Below are 22,193 nucleotides of genomic sequence, written 5' to 3'. Positions count from 1 at the left end.
GAGGTGTTCACATTATGGTTAAACGTGTGCTGTTGGCACTCATAGGGCTAATGACGTTTTCTGCCCATGCCGTGGTCATTCTGCAATATCACCATGTGTCAGAAACCACTCCGGCGGCAACCAGTGTGACGCCCGCGCAATTTCGTGAGCAAATGCAGTTTCTCGTCGATGACGGTTTTAAGGTAATCCCGCTTTCAAAAGTGGTTGAAGCGATCAAGCAAAAACAAGATTTACCCGCTAAAACCATCGCAATTACCTTCGATGATGGTTATCGCAGTATAGCGACTACGGCGCATCCTATCCTAAAGGAATTTGGCTTTCCCTACACCTTGTTTGTGGCAATTGAGCCGATTAAACAAAAGTTTACCGAGATGATGACCTGGGATGAGCTGATAAAATTATCCAAGGAAGGCGCCGATATTGCTAACCACAGTTGGGCGCACGAACATTTGATCCGCGCACGAGAAAATGAATCACAGGCGCAGTGGTTAGCGCGGATAAAGGCCAATATTTTAGACACAGAAAAAGCCATAGCGGATGCTACTGGGCACAATTTCAAAATGCTGGCGTATCCCTACGGTGAGTACAATCAAGCGTTGCAGGATATGTTAACCGAGAACGGCTTTGTCGCTTTTGGGCAACAGTCCGGCGCCGCGGGGCCCTATTCGCCATTAACGGCCCTGCCGCGTTTCCCCGTTGCAGGACAATATGCCGATCTAAAAAGCCTCAAGGCCAAGCTATACAGCTTAAATATGCCTGTGATTGCCCAAACCCCAAGCGATCCTGAGTTAAAGGGCGGTCATTGGCGCCCTGAGCTTAAAGTCACCCTAGATATGAGCGATATCTCTGCTAAGCAAGTGATGTGTTATATCCAAGGCCAAGGCTCAAAACAGCCGACTTGGCTGAGTGAAAACGAGTTTAGTGTACAAGCGGATTTAGCCTTACCCGCTGGGCGCTCCCGTTATAACTGCACCGCGCCGAGTAAGGCTCGTAATGGTTACTATTGGTTTTCCCAGCCTTGGGTTAGGCCAAAGGACGATGGCTCTTGGGTGAAAGAGTGATCAACGGTTAGTGGTATTGCGCCACTATTTTTCCAAAATCGCTAATTAATTGCTCATTTAATACCTGCGGCGGTTTTCCGAGTGTAGCCGTAGGTTTAAACACTGCGACTCGGGTGCCCTGGGGCGATACCAGCACATAACCCGCGCTATGGTCGACTAGGTAGTTTTCCCCTTCACCCACCATGGCGTAGGTGAGGCCTAGGCTACGGGTGAGGGGAAATATCTGCGTTTGTTCACCCGTCACGGCTTTAAATTCAGGATTGAAAAAATTCACATAGGTTAGGAGCTTATCCGGAGTATCCCGTTTGGGATCGACGGATAAAAACACCACCTGCAATGGCGCGATTTTGTTGAGCTCGGGGTAGGCTGCGGCGAGTTTGTTTAAGGTCGTCGGGCAAACGTCGGGACAAAAAGTAAAGCCGATAAAAAATAAGCTCCATTTTCCCTGCAAACTGGCGTTAGTAAACGCCTGCTTGTGCTGATCGACCAATTCAAAGGGTGCTATTTCATAGGCCTGCGGGAACAGAAATCCGTTTTCTAGCTCGACGGGTTTTTGGGGACTAAATTTCACCGCAAATAGACCGCCAAGACCGACTAATAAAATGGCGGCGACTAAGATTCTTTTCTTCATTATTCGCTCCATCAATAAAGGTTAGCGGGACAAACGAGTTCCATACACTAGCTCCATAAATAGTGGTCGAGCAGTAACGCCATAAATAACAACATTAAATGGTAGATAGAGAAGCGGAACACTTGCATCGCTAAGCCATCACGATCCCGATATTTAAGTTGCCATGCCTTGTAGATAAATCCCGTACTGAGCAGGCTAGAGCAGACAAAATACACAGGCCCACACATACCAACCAGCACAGGCAATAGGCAGGCAATCGCCAGCAAGACTGTGTAGAGCAAGATACAGGTTTTAGTAAATTCGACTCCGTGGGTAACGGGCAACATAGGAATATCCACTTTGGCATATTCGGCGCGCCTGTGAATCGCGAGGGCCCAAAAATGTGGTGGCGTCCAGGTAAAAATGATGATCACTAACAACAACGCATGGCCGTGAAATTCGTTAGTCACTGCCGTCCAACCCAGTAGCGGTGGCATAGCGCCCGCGAGGCCACCGATCACAATATTTTGCGAGGTCGCACGCTTCAAATAGGCGGTGTAAACCAAGGCATAGCCAATCAGGCTGGCAAAGGTGAGCCAAGCCGTGAGTGGATTAACCAAAAAATACAAGACGATAAATCCAAGGCTACCTAAGCTGGCGGCGAAAATTAACGCGCGGGTGGCCGAAATGCGTCCCTTAGGCAATGGGCGATTGTAGGTGCGCGCCATTAAACCATCGATACGGCGATCGATCAGATGATTGAGCGCCGCCGCCGAACCCGCCATCATGGCAATACCCAGCATACCCGCGAGCAAAGGTTGAACGGGCACCGCATGGGGCACAGCCAGACACATGCCGACTAAGACAGTGAGCAGCATGAGTGCGACCACTTTAGGCTTGGTCATTTCAAAATAGGCGCGCCATGTCACGCTAAAGGTGGGCAGGCTACTGGTGATTGAGAGTGGTTTTGCCATCTTGGTTCCCTCGCTTATGCTTTGCGCCATAAAAAATAGTTAATTGCGACTAAGGTCAGTAGCAGCAGTGCCGCCCCGCCATTATGTGAAACGGCAATACCCAGTGGTAAATGCATCACGACGTTAGAAATACCTAAACCCACTTGCAGTATCACTAGGCCCACTAATAACAGACTTAGTGCCCTCATCCCCGCGTTGCTCACAAATAATCGATAGGCGAGCACGAGTAGCAAACTGGCGGTGACGATAGCGCCTATTCTGTGGGCGATATGGATAGTCATCCGCGCTGGGTAATCTAATACACCAAACTCGAAGCTAGGGTGCTGGCCCTGAAAAGGTGAAAAGGCTTCGGCTATTGCCAAATTATTCATCCAATTACCTTCGCAAATAGGTAAAGAGGTGCAGGCGAGCGCCGCATAGTTTGACGAAGTCCAGCCCCCCAACATGATCTGGCCGATGAGAACAAACAGACTGACTAATGCCAAGGGGGCGAGGTTTCGAACATAGGTGCCGCTATTAAAAATCCGCCGTGGCCGAGTGCGAAGATAGAGGAGTAACAGCAGTGAAATCAGGCTGAAGCCACCAATGAGATGCGACATCACTACTATGGGCATAAGTTTCATGGTCACAGTCCACATGCCTAGCGCCCCTTGAAAGAGGATCAGCAGTACTATGATAAGCGGTAACTTTTTCGGTGCCTCGGGGGTTTTTAAACATAAAACGAAAATGAACAACACCAACAAGCCCAGCCCACCGGCGATATACCTGTGGATCATCTCCAGCCAAGCTTTTTCTGGGTGTATATCGTGATCGGGGAATATGGTTTGCGCGCGGGCGATTTCATGGTCTTGGGTTGGCACTTTGATATGGCCGTAGCATCCCGGCCAGTCTGGGCAACCTAGACCCGCATCCGAGAGGCGAGTGTAAGCGCCCATTAAGATCACTAATAGGGTAAAGACTAAGGTTAAGCGTAGGGTCCAGGTGAGTGACATTAATCTACCCTCGACAGTTTTAGCAATTTACGCAGATCCGCAACCAAGGCCTTACCTTGAGCTAAATGGGCTTCTCTGCCCTGCACTTGGGGGTAGCGCAGCACTAAACTGCCTAAGGGATCGACTATGATCAGCTGCTGTTCATCTAGCCAATGGCTTAGGCCCCCATTGACGGGACGAGTATTAAAATTAAAGCCGCTTAAGGCATTAAGATCGCTGTCGGGATGGGTGAGGATCAGCGGCTCGACTCGCGCCTGATCTGGCCCTAGCGCAGTATGGCTTTGGCGTAAAATATACAGGCGTTCGCGGCAGGCATCGTCACATTGGGCGGGCAGTAAATACAGCAGTTGCCATTCTTTGGGGACGGGATTGTCAACCCCAAGGCTGGCATAGCTAGTCTCTGGGGTGATGAGCTCACCATGATTGGTGGCGCCGCCGTGGTATAAATTTAGGCTCAGCACAAGTTTGGCTATCACTACGGGCGCGATAAACGCCAGCAGCAACAAGCCCAAAGCCTTATGTTTAGATTTATTCTGGGAGTTCATACTTGCTCCTCTCATTCAAATTATCCCTAATTTATTGTTTTATATTTATTTAGTTTTTATTTGTGTTTTACTAAGTATGGGTCGAATTTGCCTATTCGCTCCTTGAGAGTGAGATTGCTTCGGCACTATGGCGTTTTACATACTTAATCCCTTGCCACAACATGAGCCCCGCAAACACGGCCGCCATAGAGAACCACTGCAACGCATAACCCCAATGTTTTTGTGCTGGCAGAGGGAAGGGTTGCCAAGGATGCGGTAAGGCAAGTGTGGGTAACTCATCCGGTTGCAGCACCGCAGGGAGTAAAGGGTGGCCTAGCATCTGCGACATCTCGGGAATATTGAGATTTTGAAAGCGAATATTTGCCCCCGACTCAGCCATCAAGGATTGACTCAAGGGATTGATTTGCTTTTGATAAAGCCGACCTTCGATAGCTAATTCACCGCTAAGCGGGGTGATTTGAGGCAATTCACCACGGTGGGAGCCTGCGGCGACAAAACCGAGTTCGACCAGCAACCAAGGTTTTCCAGCTTCCACTTGTAGGGGCTGAAAGGCTAAATAGCCCACTTGACCCTGATAGATTTGATTATCCAGTAGCCAGATTTGTGAGCTCGCGGGCGTCGCCTGTATTTGTAGACGATAACCTGTGACGCTTTCCTTATTTACCTTTAGCTGGAGCTGCTCAAAACTGAGTGGCAATAAGGATTGCCTCGCTTCCATTTGCGCTTGTAGGACGGTTTTTTCTTCACCTCGGGCTAATTGCCATAGGCCCAGCTTGACCAAAATCCCGAATACAGCCACAGTCAGTATCAGCAAAAAAACCGTTAATTTATTCAGCAGGACATAAGGATATTGCATGAATACCCTGTTTATTTTTAAGTTGGCCTTAGTTCTGCTGTTGCTGTTTATCATTTTTAATTTAGGTAGAGCCTTGTTTATTATGGTGAAAGGCGACAACAAAATGCCTATGAGTCGCTATCTTGGTCGCCGGGTGCTCTTCTCTGTGCTCGTTATCCTGCTATTGCTGGTGGCATTAGGGACTGGATTAATCAGCCCCAATCCCACGCCTTACTAAAGCCTTAGAGTACGTAGACGAAAATAAACAAACACAGCCAGACCACGTCCACAAAGTGCCAATACCAACTGCCCGCTTGGAAGGCGAAATGCTTATCTGCGCTAAAGTGCCCCTTCAACACTCTGAAAAACAACACTAATAAGAATACCGTTCCTAGGGTCACGTGCATGCCGTGAAAACCCGTTAGCAGGAAGAAGGTATTGCCATAAATCCCAGAGGTTAAGGTGAGTCCCATTTCCTGATAGGCGTGGATATACTCTTCGGCCTGTAAGGCAAGGAAACCCATCCCTAAGAGTATGGTGATCCCGAGCCAGAGGGTAATGGCGGAACGTTTGCCTTTTTCTAAGCTGACATGGGCAAAATGTAAGGTGACAGAAGAGGTTAGCAGCACAATAGTGTTGATTAATGGCAGACCAGTCCATGGCATAGCCTCGGTTTTTGTCCCATCAGGTGTGGTGATCAATGGCCAAACGGCTTCGAACTGTGGCCAGAGCACTTCGTGGGTCATGGCATTATTCGAGGCGCCGCCAAGCCAAGGCACCGCGACCATGCGGGCGTAGAATAATGCACCGAAAAATGCCGCGAAAAACATCACTTCGGAGAAAATAAACCAGCTCATGCCTTGGCGAAAGGATCTATCCATTTGATGGGAATAGAGTCCTGTCATGGATTCGTTGATCACGGTTCTAAACCAACCCACTAGCATAAAGAGGATTACGGCGATGCCTGCGAGCAGTATATAGCCGCCACCTGAGGCACCCGATTTGAGTTGTTGTACAAAGCTTCCTGCACCAAAGGCGATTAAAAACAGCCCTATAGCACCAATGATGGGCCAAGCGCTTTGGGCGGGGACATAGTAAGGTTCATGTTTTGTAGTCATTTTGCAGCTCCTTGCTCTAGGGCAGACGCTAACTGCTTGTCGGTAATGTCGTAGAGGGTGTAAGAGAGGGTCAGAGTGTGGATGGACTCAGGTAACTGAGGATCCACAAAGAAAATGAGTGGCAACTCTGCGCTGGTCGAAGCCGCTAAGTGCTGTTGATTAAAGCAAAAACATTCAGTCTTATTAAAGTAGGCAGCACCTTGGCCTGGGGATACCGAAGGTATCGCCTGACCGATTATGGCTCTGTCCGAGAGATTGCGTGCCAAAAAAGCCGTGTGGATAAGTTCGCCGGGGTGGACTTCGAGCCGCTTGGTTTGCGGCTCAAATTTCCACGGCATACCCGTTTGCACTTGGGAGATAAATTCCACAGTAACAACCCGGCTAGTATCAACAGTAATAGCTTGATAATTGCTGGCGGTGCTGGAGGTTTTACCGTTGATCCCAAGCTGCTCACATAGCACATCGTATAGCGGCACCAGCGCAAACCCAAAGCCAAACATACCGATACAACCCATGACTAACAGGCTGATGAGTTTGCGATTTGACTTAGATTTGTCGGGCTGGTGATTGTTTGTCATTTCATTTCACCTCGGGTGGTGTCGTGAAGGAGTGGTAGGGTGCTGGGCTTGGCAATGTCCACTCTAAACCCTCACTGCCTTCCCAAGGTTTAGCGGGGGCTTTCTCGCCGCCACGGATGCATTTGATCACTAGCACTAAGAAAATCAATTGCGATAAACCGAAGGCAAACCCACCAATAGAGACAATTTGATTGATATCGGCAAATTGAATCGAGTAGTCGGGAATACGCCTTGGCATACCCGCCAGCCCAAGGAAATGCATTGGGAAAAACAGTACGTTGACCGAAATCACCGAACACCAGAAATGCCACTGTCCCAGCCGTTCGTTGTACATGTGCCCCGTCCACTTAGGTAACCAGTAATAGGCCGCCGCCATGATGGAGAAAATCGCCCCAGTCACTAGCACATAATGGAAATGCGCCACCACAAAATAGGTGTCGTGGTATTGGAAGTCGGCGGGCGTAATGGCGAGCATTAACCCTGAAAAACCGCCAATGGTGAAGAGTATGATAAAGGCCACGGCGAACAACATAGGGGTTTCGAAGCTGAGTGAACCGCGCCACATAGTCGCCACCCAGTTAAATACTTTCACCCCAGTTGGCACCGCAATCAACATAGTGCAATACATGAAAAACAGCTCGGCAAACACTGGCATACCTGTAGTGAACATATGATGTGCCCACACAAGGAACGACAGAATTGCAATACTCGCAGTTGCATAAACCATTGATGCATAGCCAAATAATGGTTTGCGACTGAAGGCGGGCACTATGGCTGAGATGATACCAAAGGACGGCAAGATCATGATGTAAACTTCGGGGTGGCCGAAGAACCAGAAGATATGCTGGAACATCACAGGATCGCCACCCCCCGCGGCGTCGAAAAAGCTAGTGCCGAAAAACTTATCGGTCAGCACCATAGTTACAGCGCCCGCGAGGACGGGCATCACAGCGATCAGTAGGAATGCTGTGATAAGCCAAGTCCACACAAACAGCGGTAGCTTCATCCATGTCATGCCGGGCGCACGTAAGTTCACTATGGTCACAATCACGTTGATTGCGCCCATAATTGAACTTATCCCCATGATATGAATAGAGAACACGAAGAGTGCCGTGCTATCGGGGCTATAAGTGGTTGATAGTGGCGCGTAGAAGGTCCAACCAAAGTTAGGCCCGCCGCCTTCCATAAACAGTGAGCTGAGTAAAATGGTAAAGGCGAAGGGTAAGATCCAAAAACTCCAGTTATTCATCCGTGGCAGCGCCATATCGGGCGCCCCAATCATCATAGGGATCAGCCAGTTTGCGAGCCCAGTAAAGGCTGGCATCACGGCGCCGAACACCATGATCAGCCCATGGACTGTGGTCATTTGGTTGAAAAAATTGGGCTCGACCAATTGTAATCCGGGCTGAAACAGTTCAGCGCGGATCACCATGGCCATAGCGCCACCGGTTAAAAACATAATGAAGCTGAACCATAAATACAAAGTGCCTATGTCTTTATGGTTGGTGGTTAGCACCCAGCGCATGATGCCCTTTGGCGCACCATGATGATGGTCATCATGGGCTGCGGTTTGATCTTGAGTCATTGTGCTCATCATAATCCCCTACTGTCCATGGCTTGCGATATCAGCAGGTTGCACTGTATCGCCGGTATTATTGCCCCAAGCATTACGTTCATAGGTAATGACGGCCGCGAGTTGCTGTGGACTTAATTGTTTGCCAAATGCCTGCATCGCCGTGCCCGTTTTGCCATGTATTACTATGTCGATATGATTAGCAATGGGCCCAGTGGCGATAGCGCTGCCCACCAGTGACGGGAAGGCGGGGGGTATTCCTGCACCCGTTAATTGATGGCAGGCTGCGCAAGTGGTGGCGTAGACAGCCTCACCTTCGGCCATTAGAGCATCATGGCTGAGTGTGGGGAGGCTGGCGGGATCGACAACTGCAACTGGCTCAGGTTCAGGCGCGGGAGTTGGGGTCGTATTGGCTGGCGCTGCAGTAGATGCTGGTGTGCCAGCGCTGCCGTTCATATGCTCGTTAACATCTTTGGCCTGCACAGCATCGCCAGTATTATTGCCCCATGCATTACGTTCATAGGTAATCACAGCGGCCATTTCCTGTGCCGTCAATTGCTTACCAAAGGCTTGCATGGCGGTACCCGCTTTACCGTTAATCACGATTTCAAGGTGACCACTGAGCGATCCCGTTGCTATCGGGCTGCCTTTGAGGTGTGGAAATACGCCTTTTAAGCCTTCGCCATTGGGTTGATGACAGGCTGCACAGTGGCCTAGGTACACTTGCTCACCTTGGGTCATAAGCTCTTCTTTACTGAGGGTTTGTGATAATGCGGCTTGAGCGGCTTCTGCCGCAGCCCCTGCGGCTTGTTTTTGTTCCGCCACCCAAGCATCAAACTCGGCTTCGGGTAGGGCTTGCACTACGATGGGCATAAAACCATGGTCTTTACCGCAAAGCTCGGCGCATTGACCGCGGTAAATGCCGGGTTTGTCTATGCGCGTCCAGGCCTCATTGATAAATCCTGGGTTGGCATCTTTCTTCACCGCAAAAGCGGGTACCCACCATGAATGGATCACATCTTCAGAGGTCATCAGGAAGCGAATTTTGCGGTTTATCGGTAGCACGAGCGACTTATCGACCTCCAAAAGGTAATTTTCCCCTTTGGTTTCGGTGCCCTCTATTTGTGCTCTGGGTGTGGCGAGTATGCTGTAAAAATCAATGTCTTGATCGAAATAGCTGTAGTGCCATTTCCATTGGGAACCCGTGACTTTTACGGTGAGATCGGCATTGCTGGGATCTTCCATCGCGATTAATGTCTTTGTTGCTGGAATTGCCATTAAGATCAAAATGATAAATGGCAAAACAGTCCAAGCAATTTCGACTTTAGTGCTTTCGTGAAAATGGGATGCGACTGCGCCTTTGGACTTTCTGTGGTTGATCATGGCGTAAACCATGGCCCCAAAAACCACTAAGCCGATCGCACAGCAGATATACAAGATGGTCATGTGCAAGTGATAAACCTTGCCACTGATCTCGGTTACGCCGGGGGTCATGTTGAGCCGCGTATCTGCGGCGGCCAACGGTGGTGCGAATAACACCACGAGTAAACAATACAACAATTGCTTCACAAGACTTCTCCTCTGCCAATTGCGAATAGCAACTACAAAGAAGAGCAACACAGTAAGTCTCAACTCTATGCAAACTCTTCAGTTCCCAAAAAAGCATTTTTGACTTCAACGTGCGTTGGCGGCTGTTACTTTTAATTAAGTATTATTACTGCTGGTATAAGCCACGCTGGCACATACGACTGAAATAAATCTGTTCTCTATTTTTAGTGGCATTTCAAACGGGATAGCTGTTCGATTTCTGTGCCACGGCGGTGATATATCATCACCGACTTAACCAACCATACTTGCTGTTTAAATATTGATCAAGATCACTTATTTTTCTAATTGTCTGAAAAATTGCCAAAAAAAAGCCTCACATTCATAGGTGAGGCGGCTTTGACGGTAAAATATAGCGTAAAAAATTAATGCATAGAGTTGAAAAAAGCTTGCTGGCTAAAGTGTGTTTGTTGCTCGAGCCTAGTATCGCAGCGTAAGTGACTGTTCACCTCTTCGAGCACAATTCCCATAGCGCGGGCACTTTTAGCGACAATTTGTAGACGACGATTATCGCGGGCATCGAGTGATTGTGTCCAAGTAATGACCGCACTGGACGTACCACTTGTCAGGGCTTTTTCCATTGCCCAGAGTGTTTCAACCTCATCTTTGGCATGGACTAACAGGATGCGATCCATACGTACTCCAGCGTTAGCAAGGAGTTGCTTATAGCCGATGCTTGGAGGATTAATAAGTACAACCCATCGCCCCTGCTGGCTGAGCTGTGCGAGTTGAGCACTTAATTGCACGAGTTCGTGCTGTCCTTGGGTTTGGGTTGGCATACAGCTAATCGGAGTATGTTGCCAGTCGGTATCTGTATCTCGTACTTCATCTAACCATAAACCTGGATGGCGCGGGGCATTGCCGAGTAGTTTGTTCATAGCCAATCTCCATTACGGATCACACCGACGGCGAGTCCTTCAATTGTTAAACTTTGAAAACTTAAATCGACTTTAATCGGCGAATAATCTTCATTTTCGGCGTGTAGATAGACTAAGTTGCCTTTTTTTTCGAAGCGTTTAACCGTGACATCGTCGTCGACTCTGGCGACAACCACTTGGCCATTTCTTGCCTGTTGTACTTTATGAACGGCCAGCAAATCCCCTTCGAGAATACCTATATTCTTCATGCTGTCGCCTTTTACGCGCAGTAAAAAGTCGGCGGGTGGATGAAACATGCTGGGATCAACTTGGTAATACTGCTCAACATGTTCTTGGGCGAGTATAGGTTCACCTGCAGCGACTTGACCGATAAGCGGTAGGCCAGATTCAGTGACTTCTTCTTCCTCTGCTGGGAGACGGATACCACGAGACGTACCGGGCATGATCTCGATACAGCCTTTTTTCGCTAACGCTTTAAGATGTTCTTCCGCCGCATTGGCGCTCTTAAAACCTAGACGTGCAGCAATTTCCGCCCGAGTAGGTGGCATGCCTGTATCGGCAATATTTCGTTTAATTAGCTCTAAAATTTCAGCTTGGCGTGGCGTCAAGGGTCTCATGGTGGTTCCTGTTTTTCTATACAGTTACTGTTAGTATATACAGTATTGTTGGTAGTGCAAGTATTAACCACTTTTTAACGATATCGGAGAGTATTAGCGAATGTTCCCCAGAGTCTGGTATTCTATTGGGCTAGTGAACGTATTTAATTGCATAAGAAAAATGCCTAAACAAGACTCTCTTTGGTTGAAATCATTACGTTGGATCCAAAAACACTTAGTGCACACTATTGTGGTGCCTCAGGATCCCTTTGCCGATCTGAATCTGGATGCTTCCAGACCCCTTGCTTATGTGATGAAAACAGAATCCATTAGTGATATCGCTGCATTGAGCGAAATCACTGCCAAGCTAGGGTTACCCAGTCCCTACGAACCTTTAGTGGCCAATGGCGTCGTGGCTCCCCGCGTCGTTTGCCTCGAAGGACGCAAGCCGTTATTTGGTGAGCGTGCCAGTAATGCGCCTTTCCTTGAATGTTTTATGCGTTTATTGGCCGTGCATAAGGAAAGACCTGAACTGGATATCCAGTTGGTGCCTGTCAGCCTGTATTGGGGCCGCACGCCGGGTAAAGAAGACGACACTATGAAGGCGGCGGTATTGGAGCGTGAAAATCCGACCTGGCTGCGCAAGTGTTTAATGATTTTATTTTTAGGTCGGCATAATTTTGTGCAGTTTTCCAATGCTGTGTCACTGCGTTATATGGCCGACGAACATGGCACAGATATGGGGATCGCCCATAAGTTAGCACGGGTTGCGCGGGTGCATTTCCGCCGTCAGCGTAAGGTGATGACGGGGCCTGTGTTGCCAAATCGTCAGGCGCTATTCCATTCGCTGCTTAAATCCGAATCCCTGCGTAAGGCCATTCAGGAAGAAGCGTCTAGCAAGAAGATTTCTGAAACCCAAGCCCGTGAGACTGCGATTGAATATTTAGATGAAATTGCGGCAAATTATTCGGACAGTTTAGTCCGTATTGCAGAGCGTTTCTTGACTTGGTTATGGAACAAACTCTATAGCGGGATCAACATAAAAGGTGCCGAGCAAGTTCGGCAGTTGCACCACGATGGCCACGAAATAGTCTATGTGCCCTGTCATCGCAGCCATATGGATTACCTGCTGTTATCCTATATTCTGTACTACCAAGGCATGGTTCCGCCGCACATTGCCGCTGGCATTAACCTCAACTTTTGGCCCGCTGGGCCAATGTTCCGCCGTGGTGGTGCCTTCTTCATTCGCCGCAGTTTTAATGGCAATAAGCTGTATACCGCAGTATTCCGTGAGTATTTAGACCAACTGTTTGCTAAGGGATATTCGGTGGAATATTTCTCCGAAGGTGGCCGTTCGCGTACGGGGCGTTTGTTGGCACCCAAAACCGGCATGATAGCGATGACGATGAACAGTGTACTGCGCGGGATTGAACGTCCTGTGACTTTAGTGCCTGTGTACTTAGGCTATGACCATGTGATGGAAGTGGCCACTTATCATAAAGAATTAAGCGGTAAGAAAAAGCAGAAAGAATCTGTTTGGCAAGTCTTTGGTGCTATTCGTAAATTAGGTAATTTTGGCCAAGGTTATGTGAACTTTGGTGAGCCTATAACGCTGCAAAACTTCTTAAATGAGCGGGCGCCTAATTGGCGGGCAGAGCTTGCCGATGATCCAGAACAAAAACCGACTTGGTTAACGCCAGCGGTTAATGTGCTGGCGAATCGGGTGATGACGCGCATTAATGATGCCGCGGCCGCCAGTTCTGTCACCCTGACCAGTTTAGTGTTATTGGCATCGGAGCGAAACGCCCTAGAGCGTTGTTTGCTCGAGCGTCAATTAGATTTATACCTGACCCTGCTTAAGCGTGTGCCTTACACTTCGTTTACCTCGGTTGCCGAAGGCGATGGTAAGCATTTAGTGCAACAAGGATTGGATCTGAATAAGTTCTCCATTAATGCCGATCCATTAGGTGAGATAGTGTCTATCGATGAGAATCAAGCGACCTCAATGACTTACTATCGCAATAACATTATTCACTTATTTATTATCCCGTCATTGATTGCGAGTTGTTTAACCCACAATGAGCAAATTCAGCGGCAGCAGATCCTCGGGATAGTGAATGACTTTTATCCGCTGCTAAAAGCCGAACTTTTCATGGGCATTAAGGATTTACCTGCCTATGTAAATCAAGTGCTGGACCTCTTTGTTGAGCAAGGTTTAGTGACCGAGCAGGAGGGGTTATCGGTCGTGACGGAACACACCAGCCAGCTGCTACTGCTTGCGGGTTCTGTGAGTGAAACTCTGCAGCGTTATGCAATTATTTTCAATTTGTTAGCCCATAGACCTAAGATGGAACGCTCGGAACTTGAGTCTGAAAGCCATCTACTTGCCCAGCGTCTAGGGGCGTTGCACGGCATTACTGCGCCTGAGTTTTACGATAAAAAACTCTATAATACGCTGAGTGTTAAGCTAAAAGAGTTGGGTTATTTCTCTGGTGAGGGAGATAAATCCAACGTAGAGCGAATTCGAGATCAAGCCAATGGCCTATTGAGAGCCACAGTGAGACAGACGATTGTAGCGAGTGTCACTGCGGAGCACATTGTTTAATGGCAAATCATATGAATGCGGCTAAACATAAGCCCGCAGGTAAGTCTTTGCTCGGTGGTGCCATGATTATTGCCGGTACAACCGTAGGGGCGGGGATGTTCTCCTTGCCCGTGGTGGGCGCCGGTATGTGGTTCGGCTATTCGATTTTTATGTTACTCGGCATTTGGTTTTGTATGTTGATGTCGGGCTTACTCTTGCTCGAAACCAATTTGCATTTTGAACCTGGCGCTAGCTTCGATACCTTAACCAAACAAACCCTAGGGCAGTTTTGGCGGATTGTGAATGGCGTTTCTATTGCCTTCGTGCTCTATATTTTGACCTATGCCTACATTAGTGGCGGCGGGTCGATTGTGAATCACAGCTTGCAGGGCATGGGAATAGTATTACCCCAAAGTGTGGCGGGATTAGTATTTGCCATTGTGTTAGCGAGCATAGTGTTAATTAGCACTAAGGCCGTGGATCGTATTACCACTATTATGCTTGGTGGAATGATCATCACTTTCTTCCTTGCTATCGGCAATTTGTTGATTGAAATAGATGTGACTAAGCTATTGGAGCCCGATGGCACTCAGCATTTTGCTCCCTATTTATGGGCGGCTCTGCCTTTTGGTCTCGCCAGTTTTGGTTACCATGGCAACGTACCTAGCTTAGTGAAGTACTACGGCAAGGACTCCTCGACCATTATCAAGGCGATTTTCATCGGTACTTTTATTGCGCTGGTGATTTATACCTGTTGGTTAGTGGCAACCATGGGCAATATTCCCCGTAGCCAGTTTAGCGATATTATCGCCCAGGGCGGTAATATGGGGGTCTTAGTGGGCGCTTTGTCGGAGGTGATGGCGAGTAGCTGGTTAAACAGCATGCTAACCCTATTTGCCAACTTGGCCGTGGCGTCTTCATTCCTCGGTGTGACCTTAGGTCTATTCGATTATCTCGCCGACCTATTTGGTTTCGATGATTCCCGTACAGGCCGAATGAAAACCGCATTAGTAACCTTTGTGCCGCCAACGATTTTGGGATTGCTGTTTCCAGATGGTTTCCTTATCGCCATCGGTTTTGCGGCATTAGCGGCGACCGTATGGGCAGTGATAGTGCCTGCGCTTATGGCCTATAAATCTCGGCAACTATTCCAGGACAGCACAGGTTTTAGAGTGATAGGTGGAACCCCCTTGATCATCCTTGTGGTGTTATTTGGCATAGTCACAGGGGCCTGCCATTTACTGGCGATGGCGGATTTACTGCCACAATATTCCTAGTTTGTTTATGCCGCCAAAGCCCTCATTTGAGGGCTTTTTGTTTTGTACTTATTCCTAAGGCCTGTCTTTTTAATTCGGATACTGGACAGAACGAAAAACTCCAGCTTAACTCCTACGATTGAGACAAAAATGGGAGCCAATAATGAAGATTACTCAGTACGCACAAGGACATGCATGTTGGGTTGAACTCGCAAGCCACGATTGGCAAGGGGCTAAGGGATTTTACCATGCCATGTTTGGTTGGAATGCGATTGAGATGCCTATTCCTGAGGGGCATTTCTCGCTGTTTAACCTAGATGGCGACGACTTGGGCGCCATGTACCAAATACCGAGTTCAGAGGCGCAGATCCCCAGCCATTGGCGAGTCTATTTTGCCGTGAGAGATATTGATGCCTGTATTGCAGATATTCAAGCTGCGGGTGGCCAAGTGCATATGGGGCCGCATATTGTGGGTGATGCGGGGATCATGGCGCAGGTCAGCGATCCCGAAGGCGCGCGCTTTGCTCTGTGGCAGGCCAAAAACCATATAGGTGCCCGTCGTCAGGGCGAGGTTAATACTCTGTGCTGGGTCGAATTAGCATGCCGTTCCCCCCTCAGTGAAGAGGCCTTTTATTGTAAAATCTTCCCTTGGACAGCACTAACCAGCCAAGTGGCTGATATTGAATATATTGAATGGCAGGTTGCTGGCCAATCTATCGGTGGCATGATGACGATTATGCCCGAATGGGGAGATATTCCTGCCCATTGGATGCCGTATTTTGTGGTGGCAGATTGCGATGTGTTTGCCAATAAAGCACAGAGTTTGGGAGGGCAAATTTGTGTTCCGCCGAGTGATATTCCAGAGGTGGGTCGGTTTGCTGTGATTACCGATCCCCAAGGTGCGACATTTGCGGTGATTAAACTGGATCAAATGTGATCGATAAGGCATAGACGCCCACTGGGCGTCTATTAGCTGTAAAACTGGTTAATTCGGGTTATCAATTGCTATGGTCTCGGGGCAAGAACCTTTTTTGGCCCGATTGGCTTTGGCGAGTAGGCTAGGTAGGGAGTCCGAGGCCTTAATGACTTCGGGCAAGTTAATGCGGATTTCACTTAATAATCCCTTAGCACATTCTAGACTGATTTTTGTATGTGCACCTTGGCCAAAGCTTGTATCAAAGCTTTGGTTTAAATCACTTTTACTGACATTCTTACCTATGTTGTCATGGATGAATTTTTGTACCCATGCCGAGGTATTGACCGCTTGAGTCAGCTGGGTTGCTAATAAAAAATACTCGTTAGGGTCTTGGTTACGACAAGTACCGTGCTTCCACCATTCGTGACGTTCCAAACAGGTGCCATAGCGGGCGCTTGGCATCACTTCTTCTAAATTTTTGCGCACCGATGGTTTAAGTTCAAATTCTGGATAAGTACAGAAATCATTCGGCTGCAATTTGACCTTGCTGCAATAGCCATAACGCGTGCCGCATTGTTGTCTATTCGGCCATAGCCCGTGCAGGCTAAAGTGTTGCCACTGGCTTGAATCTGGCGTTTGGCTGAGGGCGCGGCATTCGGCTTTACGGCGGCCATAGAGTTCACAAAAGGTGCTTTGCCAGCTTAGTGCTAATATGTGTGAATCAAAATTATCCTCGATTTGGCATTGATTAGCTTGGCGTTTTTCTGTGGTTCTCGGTGTTTTAAGGTTCTCGTTATACTTTGTGTTGATATCCGATGTTTTAGTGGTTTGCGCGGGTTCCACCGCCATTGCGGATGTCGATACATTACTGCCAGCAATATTAGACAGATATTGACCACAATCGCCGCTAATCCAGCGCAGTGGCGAGGTTGTGGCATTGGTCCGTACTCGCAGCCAATCAGGTTTAACGCTATTGCCGAGAATTTCGAGCACTGGATAGCGCTCACCCATATTGCTCTGCCAATCATCGGGATTGGTTTGTTTATTTTTCGATTGAAAGAGCTCACAGCGTTTGTCGGCAATAAACTCGCCGCTAGCGGGCGCGGCCAAGGCGGGGAAGGAGTAAGCACTCAATGCTCCTAGTACATATAAGAGCATTATGAATAAGCGACTTAGGGGCTTTTTGACTATAGCTGCATAGAATGGGGTCATTGAGCGAATCCTTGCCTGAGCGAAGAGCAATTTATGGGGTTGGCATACATTGAGTGCTGATTTTAGGTTTTTTTGAGCCAATTTGATAATAAAAATCCCCTCAATCCTATAGGTATTGAGGGGATTTAGGTGACTTAGCTTGGGTCGTTATGAGCCTATATCCGACTAGTTTATCGTTTCAACTTTGTTGTTCAGTTTACGCGAGTAAATCAGTAGGTAGAGTGCTGGCAGTACAAATAGCGACAGTAATGGTGCCGTCACCATACCACCGACCATAGGTGCGGCGATTTTCTGCATTACATCGTTACCCGAACCCGCGCCCCACATAATAGGCAGTAGGCCAAAAAAGATAGTGGCTACTGTCATGGCTTTAGGGCGAATACGCATAACAGCACCTTCAATTAAGGCTTCTTTGAGATCGGTAACTGTGTGGTAGTTATTCTTCTCTTGCCTGTGCTTAATGGCATTATTGAGGTAAATCAGCATGATTACCCCAAACTCGGCGGCAACGCCCGCCAAAGCAATCATACCGACGGCGACGGCGACTGAGATATTGTAATCTAGTAGATACAATAGCCAAGTGCTACCGACCAGCGCGAAGGGGAGGCTGAGCATGATAATACTCGCCTGCAGAGTGGAGCCAAAGGTCATCATTAGTAGAATGAAAATCACCGCTAATGCCATAGGGATCACTTGCTTCAGTTTTGCATCGACCCGCTGCATATACTCATACTGCCCTGCGAAGGTGTAGCTGTAGCGTGGAGGTACTTTTAGCTCAGCATTTAATGCTTGCTTGGCGGTGGTAATGTATTCGCCGATAGATGTTCCTTCAATATCGATAAACACCCAAGAGATTAAGCGACCGTTTTCACTGGCGAGCATAGGAGCCCCATCGGTGATCTCTATATCCGCTAAATTTCGCAGTGGCAGGTAATTTCCCGATTTAGTGATCACCGGGAGTTCACGTAGCTTCTCAATATTATCGCGTAGTTCGCGGGGATAACGCAGGTTAATAGGATAACGCTCCGCCCCTTGCACCGACTGGCCAATATCCATACCGCCAATGGCGTAACGCACTACATCCTGAATATCCTGCAGCGACATACCGTAACGAGCTGCCACATCCAGTTTTGGGGTGATATCGATGTAACGCCCACCACCACTGCGTTCGGCGTAGGCCGATTTAGTGTGCGGCACTTTACTGAGGATGGCCTCGATTTCTGCCCCTAAGCTTTGGAGTTCGTTCACATCGGCACCGGTGATCTTAATGCCAACAGGGGTTTTTATCCCAGTGGAGAGCATATCGATACGGGTTTTGATGGGTTGTACCCAAGCATTAGTGATACCCGGCACTTTTACGGTTTGTTGTAGTTGAGCGATGATGCCATCTAAAGTCATGCCCTCGCGCCATTCTTCATGGGGTTTAAGCATGATAGTGGTTTCAAGCATAGTTAGCGGTGCGGGATCGGTCGCAGTTTCGGCGCGGCCCACTTTACCAAATACGCGGGCGACTTCGGGAACGGTTTTAATCAAACGATCCGTTTGCTGCAACACTTCGGCAGCTTTGCCAGCACTGAGTCCCGGTAACGCGGTTGGCATATAGAGTAGATCGCCTTCTTCTAGCTCGGGCATAAACTCACTACCCATACGTGTCATCGGATACCAAGCGCTGATTAAGGCAATAAGCGCTAATCCTAGGGTGATTTTAGGAAATCTAAGTACCAGATTCAGCGAGGGTTTATATAAAGCGATCAGCACGCGGCTGATGGGGTTTTTCTGTTCACTCGGAATTTTTCCGCGAATAAAATAGCCCATTAAAATCGGCACCAGTGTAATCGCTAGTAATGCTGAGGCCGCCATAGCAAAGGATTTAGTGTAGGCCAGCGGTGCAAATAAGCGGCCTTCCTGCGCCTCGAGTGCGAATACAGGTACAAAGCTTAAGGTGATAATAATCAGCGAGAAAAAGAGTGCTGGGCCAACCTCAATCGAGGCTTCAGTCACGATTCGCCAATGCTCTTTGGTATCGGGTTCTCGGTTGTGTTCTGCGTGAAACTGCTCCAAATGTTTGTGCAGGTTTTCGATCATCACAATCGCGCCATCCACAACGGCGCCTATGGCGATTGCAATTCCACCTAAGCTCATAATGTTAGCGTTGACGCCCATCTTATTCATCACGATAAAGGCGATAAGGATCGAGAGCGGCAGAGTAATGACTGCGACCAGAGTCGAGCGTGCATGCAGTAAAAAGAGTAGGCAAACAAACCCAACGACAAGCATCTCTTCGACGACCTTGCTAAACAGGTTATCAACGGATTTTAGAATCAATTGCGACCTGTCGTAGGTTGGGATGATTTCGACTCCCTTTGGTAAGCCTGCTTTTAGCTCTTGAAGTTTTGTCTTTACCGCCTCAATTGTGGTTAAGGCATTTTCACCATAGCGCATCACAATAATGCCGCCGACCACTTCACCTTCGCCATCGAGTTCGGCAATACCTCTGCGAGAAGCTGGGCCTTTGCGTACTGTCGCAACGTCTTTGAGTAATAATCCTGTTCCCGAAGGGCTAGTGATGCCTAAGGGGATTTCACGGAAATCCTCAAGAGTTTGGCGATAGCCTTTGGCCCTTACCATGTACTCGGCTTCGGCCATTTCAACCACAGAGCCGCCGGCTTCATTATTGGATTTTTCTATCGCATCTTTAATGCTGGCGATATCCAGTTTATAGATTGCCATTTTATCGGGCTCAAGCACTATCTGGTAGGTTTGCTCCATGCCGCCGACGGTGGCAACTTCAGATACACCCGCCACGCTTTGCAGTTCTAACTTAAGATACCAATCCTGCAGACTTTTGAGCTGCGATAAATCTAAACTGCCCGAGCGATCGACCAGTGCATATTCATACACCCAGCCAACACCAGAGGCATCGGGGCCAAGTGACGGTTGTACGCCCTGTGGCAAGCGGCTACTGATCTGACTTAAGTATTCCAATACCCGTGATCGCGCCCAGTAGATGTCGGTGCCATCTTCAAAAATCACATAGACATAGGAGTCACCAAACATCGAGAATCCCCGAACCGTCTTGGCGCCGGGTACGGCTAACATGGCGGTAGATAAAGGATAAGTGACTTGTTCTTCTACCAATTTAGGCGCTTGCCCTGGGTAGGAGGTTTTAATAATCACCTGCACATCCGACAGATCGGGCAGCGCATCGAGTGGCGTTTTGCGCAACTCTTGTACGCCCCAGACGGTGATCATGATGGCGATGATCAACACCATAAGTCGTTGTCTGATGGAGGCTTCGATAATGTATTTTAACATGCTGCGCTCCTAGTGCTGATGACCGCTGCTTAAACGCATTAAGCTGCCCTTGAGGCTGGCTTCGGAGTCGAGTAAAAATTGCCCTGAGATCACCACGCGCTCGCCCTCGGTTAAACCCGAGACAATCTCAGCCTTGCCTTGACTCATCATGCCGACGGTGACGACTTTAGCGGCAAAACTATTGTCGTCTTGTTTGACTATCACGCGATTCTCTTTACCCGTTTGGATTAAGGCTTCCTGTGGGATAACGAGCACATCCCTATTGGGGCCACCAAAAAGCGAGACCTTAGCGAGGGTTTTAGGTCTTAAATCTACATTAGTATTGTTGAGTACCACCCGTACCCGCAGGCTACGGGTCACAGGGTCCAATTCAGGGTAGATATAGTCGATAGTGCCTTCGATGCCACGGATATTCATGGCGGGGACAGCGACTTCGGCCTTTTGCCCCTTAGCAACCCAGCTTTGCTCATTCTCAAATACGTCGGCAATCACCCAGACTTTAGAGAGATCGACTAACGACATAGCCTCAGTGGATGGCTCAATATACATGCCATCGCGGATAGAGAGTGTTTCGACAACACCATCCTGCTGGGCATAAAATGGCACTCGATACTGGGTTTGGCGCGATTGGGCTAATTGCTTGATTTGTTCATCATTAAACCCGAGGAATGACAATCGTAATCCCGCTCTGCGCACCAGATCTTGATATCTTTGGTTTCCGGAGGTTTTTGCAGTATCTAAGGCGAGTAGATAATCATCTTGGGCGTTGACTAAATCGGGTGAATAGAGCTCATAGAGTAGCTGACCTTTTTTGACCGTATCACCCATGGATTTGACCATGAGCTTTTCGACCCAGCCTGTGACCCTTGCGTGGATATGGGTAATTTGGCTCTCGTTATAGTCTACTTGTCCGACGGTTTCGACGAATTTCCACAGGGTATCACGCTCGACTTGGGCGACCTTTAGGGCGAGAGCCTGTTGCATACTGCCGGAAACCTGAATGTTGATCTCCTGGGTGTTACCACCCGTTTCGACCTTTTCCAAGTTCATGCCACAGATTGGGCAAGTACCGGGCACATCACTGATGATATGGGCATGCATAGGGCAAACGTACTTGATTGTTGTCACGTTATTTTGAGTTTTGACTAAACTGTCGGCCTTAGGTGTTGGAGTGTCGAATACCGGACTCGAAGCCTTGGCTGCTAAGGTTTGCCCATGCTCAGAGGCTTGATGATCTGCTGCTTGGTGTCCGACATGCTCAGCCGAATTTGCATCATCTTGCTGCTCGACCAAAAACATATTGCACTTAGGGCAGCGGCCTGGCTCATGGCTGATCACTTCGGGGTGCATAGGGCAAGTATAGGTTTTGACTTGCTTTAATGGGTTGTTCTTAGATTCATTAGCTGGGCTAGTCGCTGCGGTTTCGGCCTGTGTATTTGCCTGTTGGGCATGACTCAGCCAAGGTGTTCCCATCAGTAAACTGCTCAAAAGCAGCACTGCCTTAGGGGCCTGCTTTTTTACTCGGTTAAATTGGTTCATATGCCT

Annotated in this window: 19 protein-coding genes; 5 read left to right on the top strand and 14 right to left on the bottom strand. The window is 48.5% G+C overall.

What is annotated here, in order from left to right; translation table 11 throughout:
• Nucleotides 1–14: 14 nt before the first annotated feature.
• Nucleotides 15–1,061: a polysaccharide deacetylase family protein gene (locus MJO46_RS12125; RefSeq protein WP_253989508.1), complete on the top strand. Its 1,047-nt coding sequence runs from the start codon at nucleotides 15–17 to the stop codon at nucleotides 1,059–1,061.
• A 7-nt stretch (nucleotides 1,062–1,068) separates the two neighbouring features.
• On the opposite strand, the gene MJO46_RS12120 is transcribed toward MJO46_RS12125, so the two are convergent.
• The 5 genes from MJO46_RS12120 to MJO46_RS12100 all read right to left on the bottom strand — a co-directional run bounded on the left by MJO46_RS12120 (nucleotide 1,069) and on the right by MJO46_RS12100 (nucleotide 5,038).
• Nucleotides 1,069–1,692 (bottom strand): SCO family protein, encoded by a 624-nt coding sequence (locus MJO46_RS12120; RefSeq protein ID WP_253989507.1) that lies wholly within the window; start codon nucleotides 1,690–1,692, stop codon nucleotides 1,069–1,071.
• 47 nt (nucleotides 1,693–1,739) lie between these two features.
• Entirely contained in the window at nucleotides 1,740–2,645 is a 906-nt protein-coding gene (cyoE, locus tag MJO46_RS12115) for a heme o synthase (RefSeq protein ID WP_198781491.1), read from the bottom strand.
• A 14-nt stretch (nucleotides 2,646–2,659) separates the two neighbouring features.
• Nucleotides 2,660–3,637 carry a heme A synthase gene (locus MJO46_RS12110; RefSeq protein WP_253989506.1) on the bottom strand — a complete coding sequence of 326 codons (978 nt, stop codon included), beginning with the start codon at nucleotides 3,635–3,637 and terminating at the stop codon, nucleotides 2,660–2,662.
• Nucleotides 3,637–4,182: a hypothetical protein gene (locus MJO46_RS12105; RefSeq protein WP_253989505.1), complete on the bottom strand. Its 546-nt coding sequence runs from the start codon at nucleotides 4,180–4,182 to the stop codon at nucleotides 3,637–3,639. Before MJO46_RS12105 ends, MJO46_RS12110 begins: the two co-directional genes overlap by 1 nt.
• 91 nt (nucleotides 4,183–4,273) lie before the next feature.
• Nucleotides 4,274–5,038 (bottom strand): SURF1 family protein, encoded by a 765-nt coding sequence (locus MJO46_RS12100; protein WP_253989504.1) that lies wholly within the window; start codon nucleotides 5,036–5,038, stop codon nucleotides 4,274–4,276.
• On the opposite strand from MJO46_RS12100, the gene MJO46_RS12095 reads away from it, so the two are divergent.
• The gene (locus MJO46_RS12095) at nucleotides 5,037–5,255 is read left to right on the top strand and encodes a DUF2909 family protein (RefSeq protein WP_253989503.1); all 219 of its coding nucleotides are present in this window, start codon (nucleotides 5,037–5,039) and stop codon (nucleotides 5,253–5,255) included. The two genes, MJO46_RS12100 and MJO46_RS12095, sit on opposite strands and share 2 nt — an antisense overlap.
• A 4-nt stretch (nucleotides 5,256–5,259) precedes the next feature.
• Here the strand turns inward: MJO46_RS12095 and MJO46_RS12090 are convergent, their stop codons facing one another.
• The 6 genes from MJO46_RS12090 to lexA all read right to left on the bottom strand — a co-directional run bounded on the left by MJO46_RS12090 (nucleotide 5,260) and on the right by lexA (nucleotide 11,386).
• Nucleotides 5,260–6,135 carry a cytochrome c oxidase subunit 3 gene (locus MJO46_RS12090; RefSeq protein ID WP_253989502.1) on the bottom strand — a complete coding sequence of 292 codons (876 nt, stop codon included), beginning with the start codon at nucleotides 6,133–6,135 and terminating at the stop codon, nucleotides 5,260–5,262.
• A complete protein-coding gene (locus MJO46_RS12085) occupies nucleotides 6,132–6,713 on the bottom strand; it encodes a cytochrome c oxidase assembly protein (protein WP_253989501.1) in 582 nt (193 codons plus the stop codon). The genes MJO46_RS12090 and MJO46_RS12085 overlap by 4 nt, the downstream gene beginning before the upstream one ends.
• A 1-nt stretch (nucleotide 6,714) precedes the next feature.
• Nucleotides 6,715–8,307, bottom strand: coding sequence for a cytochrome c oxidase subunit I (ctaD, locus tag MJO46_RS12080; RefSeq protein WP_198781484.1), 1,593 nt, complete (start codon nucleotides 8,305–8,307; stop codon nucleotides 6,715–6,717).
• A gap of 9 nt (nucleotides 8,308–8,316) precedes the next feature.
• Nucleotides 8,317–9,855 carry a cytochrome c oxidase subunit II gene (gene coxB / locus MJO46_RS12075; RefSeq protein WP_253989500.1) on the bottom strand — a complete coding sequence of 513 codons (1,539 nt, stop codon included), beginning with the start codon at nucleotides 9,853–9,855 and terminating at the stop codon, nucleotides 8,317–8,319.
• Between the two features lie 401 nt (nucleotides 9,856–10,256).
• Nucleotides 10,257–10,769, bottom strand: a complete 513-nt coding sequence (locus tag MJO46_RS12070; protein ID WP_253989499.1) for a cell division inhibitor SulA — start codon at nucleotides 10,767–10,769, stop codon at nucleotides 10,257–10,259.
• Nucleotides 10,766–11,386 carry a transcriptional repressor LexA gene (gene lexA / locus MJO46_RS12065; protein ID WP_253989498.1) on the bottom strand — a complete coding sequence of 207 codons (621 nt, stop codon included), beginning with the start codon at nucleotides 11,384–11,386 and terminating at the stop codon, nucleotides 10,766–10,768. The genes MJO46_RS12070 and lexA overlap by 4 nt, the downstream gene beginning before the upstream one ends.
• 160 nt (nucleotides 11,387–11,546) lie before the next feature.
• Here lexA and plsB point away from each other — a divergent pair, with 160 nt between their 5' ends.
• The 3 genes from plsB (at nucleotide 11,547) to MJO46_RS12050 (ending at nucleotide 16,142) form a co-directional block, all read left to right on the top strand.
• Nucleotides 11,547–13,970, top strand: coding sequence for a glycerol-3-phosphate 1-O-acyltransferase PlsB (plsB, locus tag MJO46_RS12060; RefSeq protein WP_253989497.1), 2,424 nt, complete (start codon nucleotides 11,547–11,549; stop codon nucleotides 13,968–13,970).
• On the top strand, nucleotides 13,970–15,226 hold the full coding sequence (mtr, locus tag MJO46_RS12055; RefSeq protein ID WP_253989496.1) for a tryptophan permease: 1,257 nt from the start codon (nucleotides 13,970–13,972) through the stop codon (nucleotides 15,224–15,226). Before plsB ends, mtr begins: the two co-directional genes overlap by 1 nt.
• Before the next feature lie 142 nt (nucleotides 15,227–15,368).
• Nucleotides 15,369–16,142: a VOC family protein gene (locus tag MJO46_RS12050; RefSeq protein ID WP_253989495.1), complete on the top strand. Its 774-nt coding sequence runs from the start codon at nucleotides 15,369–15,371 to the stop codon at nucleotides 16,140–16,142.
• A gap of 48 nt (nucleotides 16,143–16,190) precedes the next feature.
• Here the strand turns inward: MJO46_RS12050 and MJO46_RS12045 are convergent, their stop codons facing one another.
• The 3 genes from MJO46_RS12045 to MJO46_RS12035 all read right to left on the bottom strand — a co-directional run bounded on the left by MJO46_RS12045 (nucleotide 16,191) and on the right by MJO46_RS12035 (nucleotide 22,187).
• Nucleotides 16,191–17,279 carry a ribonuclease T2 gene (locus MJO46_RS12045; protein ID WP_253989540.1) on the bottom strand — a complete coding sequence of 363 codons (1,089 nt, stop codon included), beginning with the start codon at nucleotides 17,277–17,279 and terminating at the stop codon, nucleotides 16,191–16,193.
• Between the two features lie 219 nt (nucleotides 17,280–17,498).
• Nucleotides 17,499–20,648 carry an efflux RND transporter permease subunit gene (locus tag MJO46_RS12040; RefSeq protein WP_253989494.1) on the bottom strand — a complete coding sequence of 1,050 codons (3,150 nt, stop codon included), beginning with the start codon at nucleotides 20,646–20,648 and terminating at the stop codon, nucleotides 17,499–17,501.
• 9 nt (nucleotides 20,649–20,657) lie between these two features.
• Nucleotides 20,658–22,187 (bottom strand): efflux RND transporter periplasmic adaptor subunit, encoded by a 1,530-nt coding sequence (locus tag MJO46_RS12035; protein ID WP_253989493.1) that lies wholly within the window; start codon nucleotides 22,185–22,187, stop codon nucleotides 20,658–20,660.
• Nucleotides 22,188–22,193: the final 6 nt, after the last annotated feature.

The sequence above is a fragment of the Shewanella sp. KJ2020 genome (assembly GCF_024197625.1).
In the GTDB taxonomy this organism is placed as follows: domain Bacteria; phylum Pseudomonadota; class Gammaproteobacteria; order Enterobacterales; family Shewanellaceae; genus Shewanella.
Note: the sequence above shows the minus strand (reverse complement) of the source record. Positions and strands in the feature narration are given on the sequence as shown.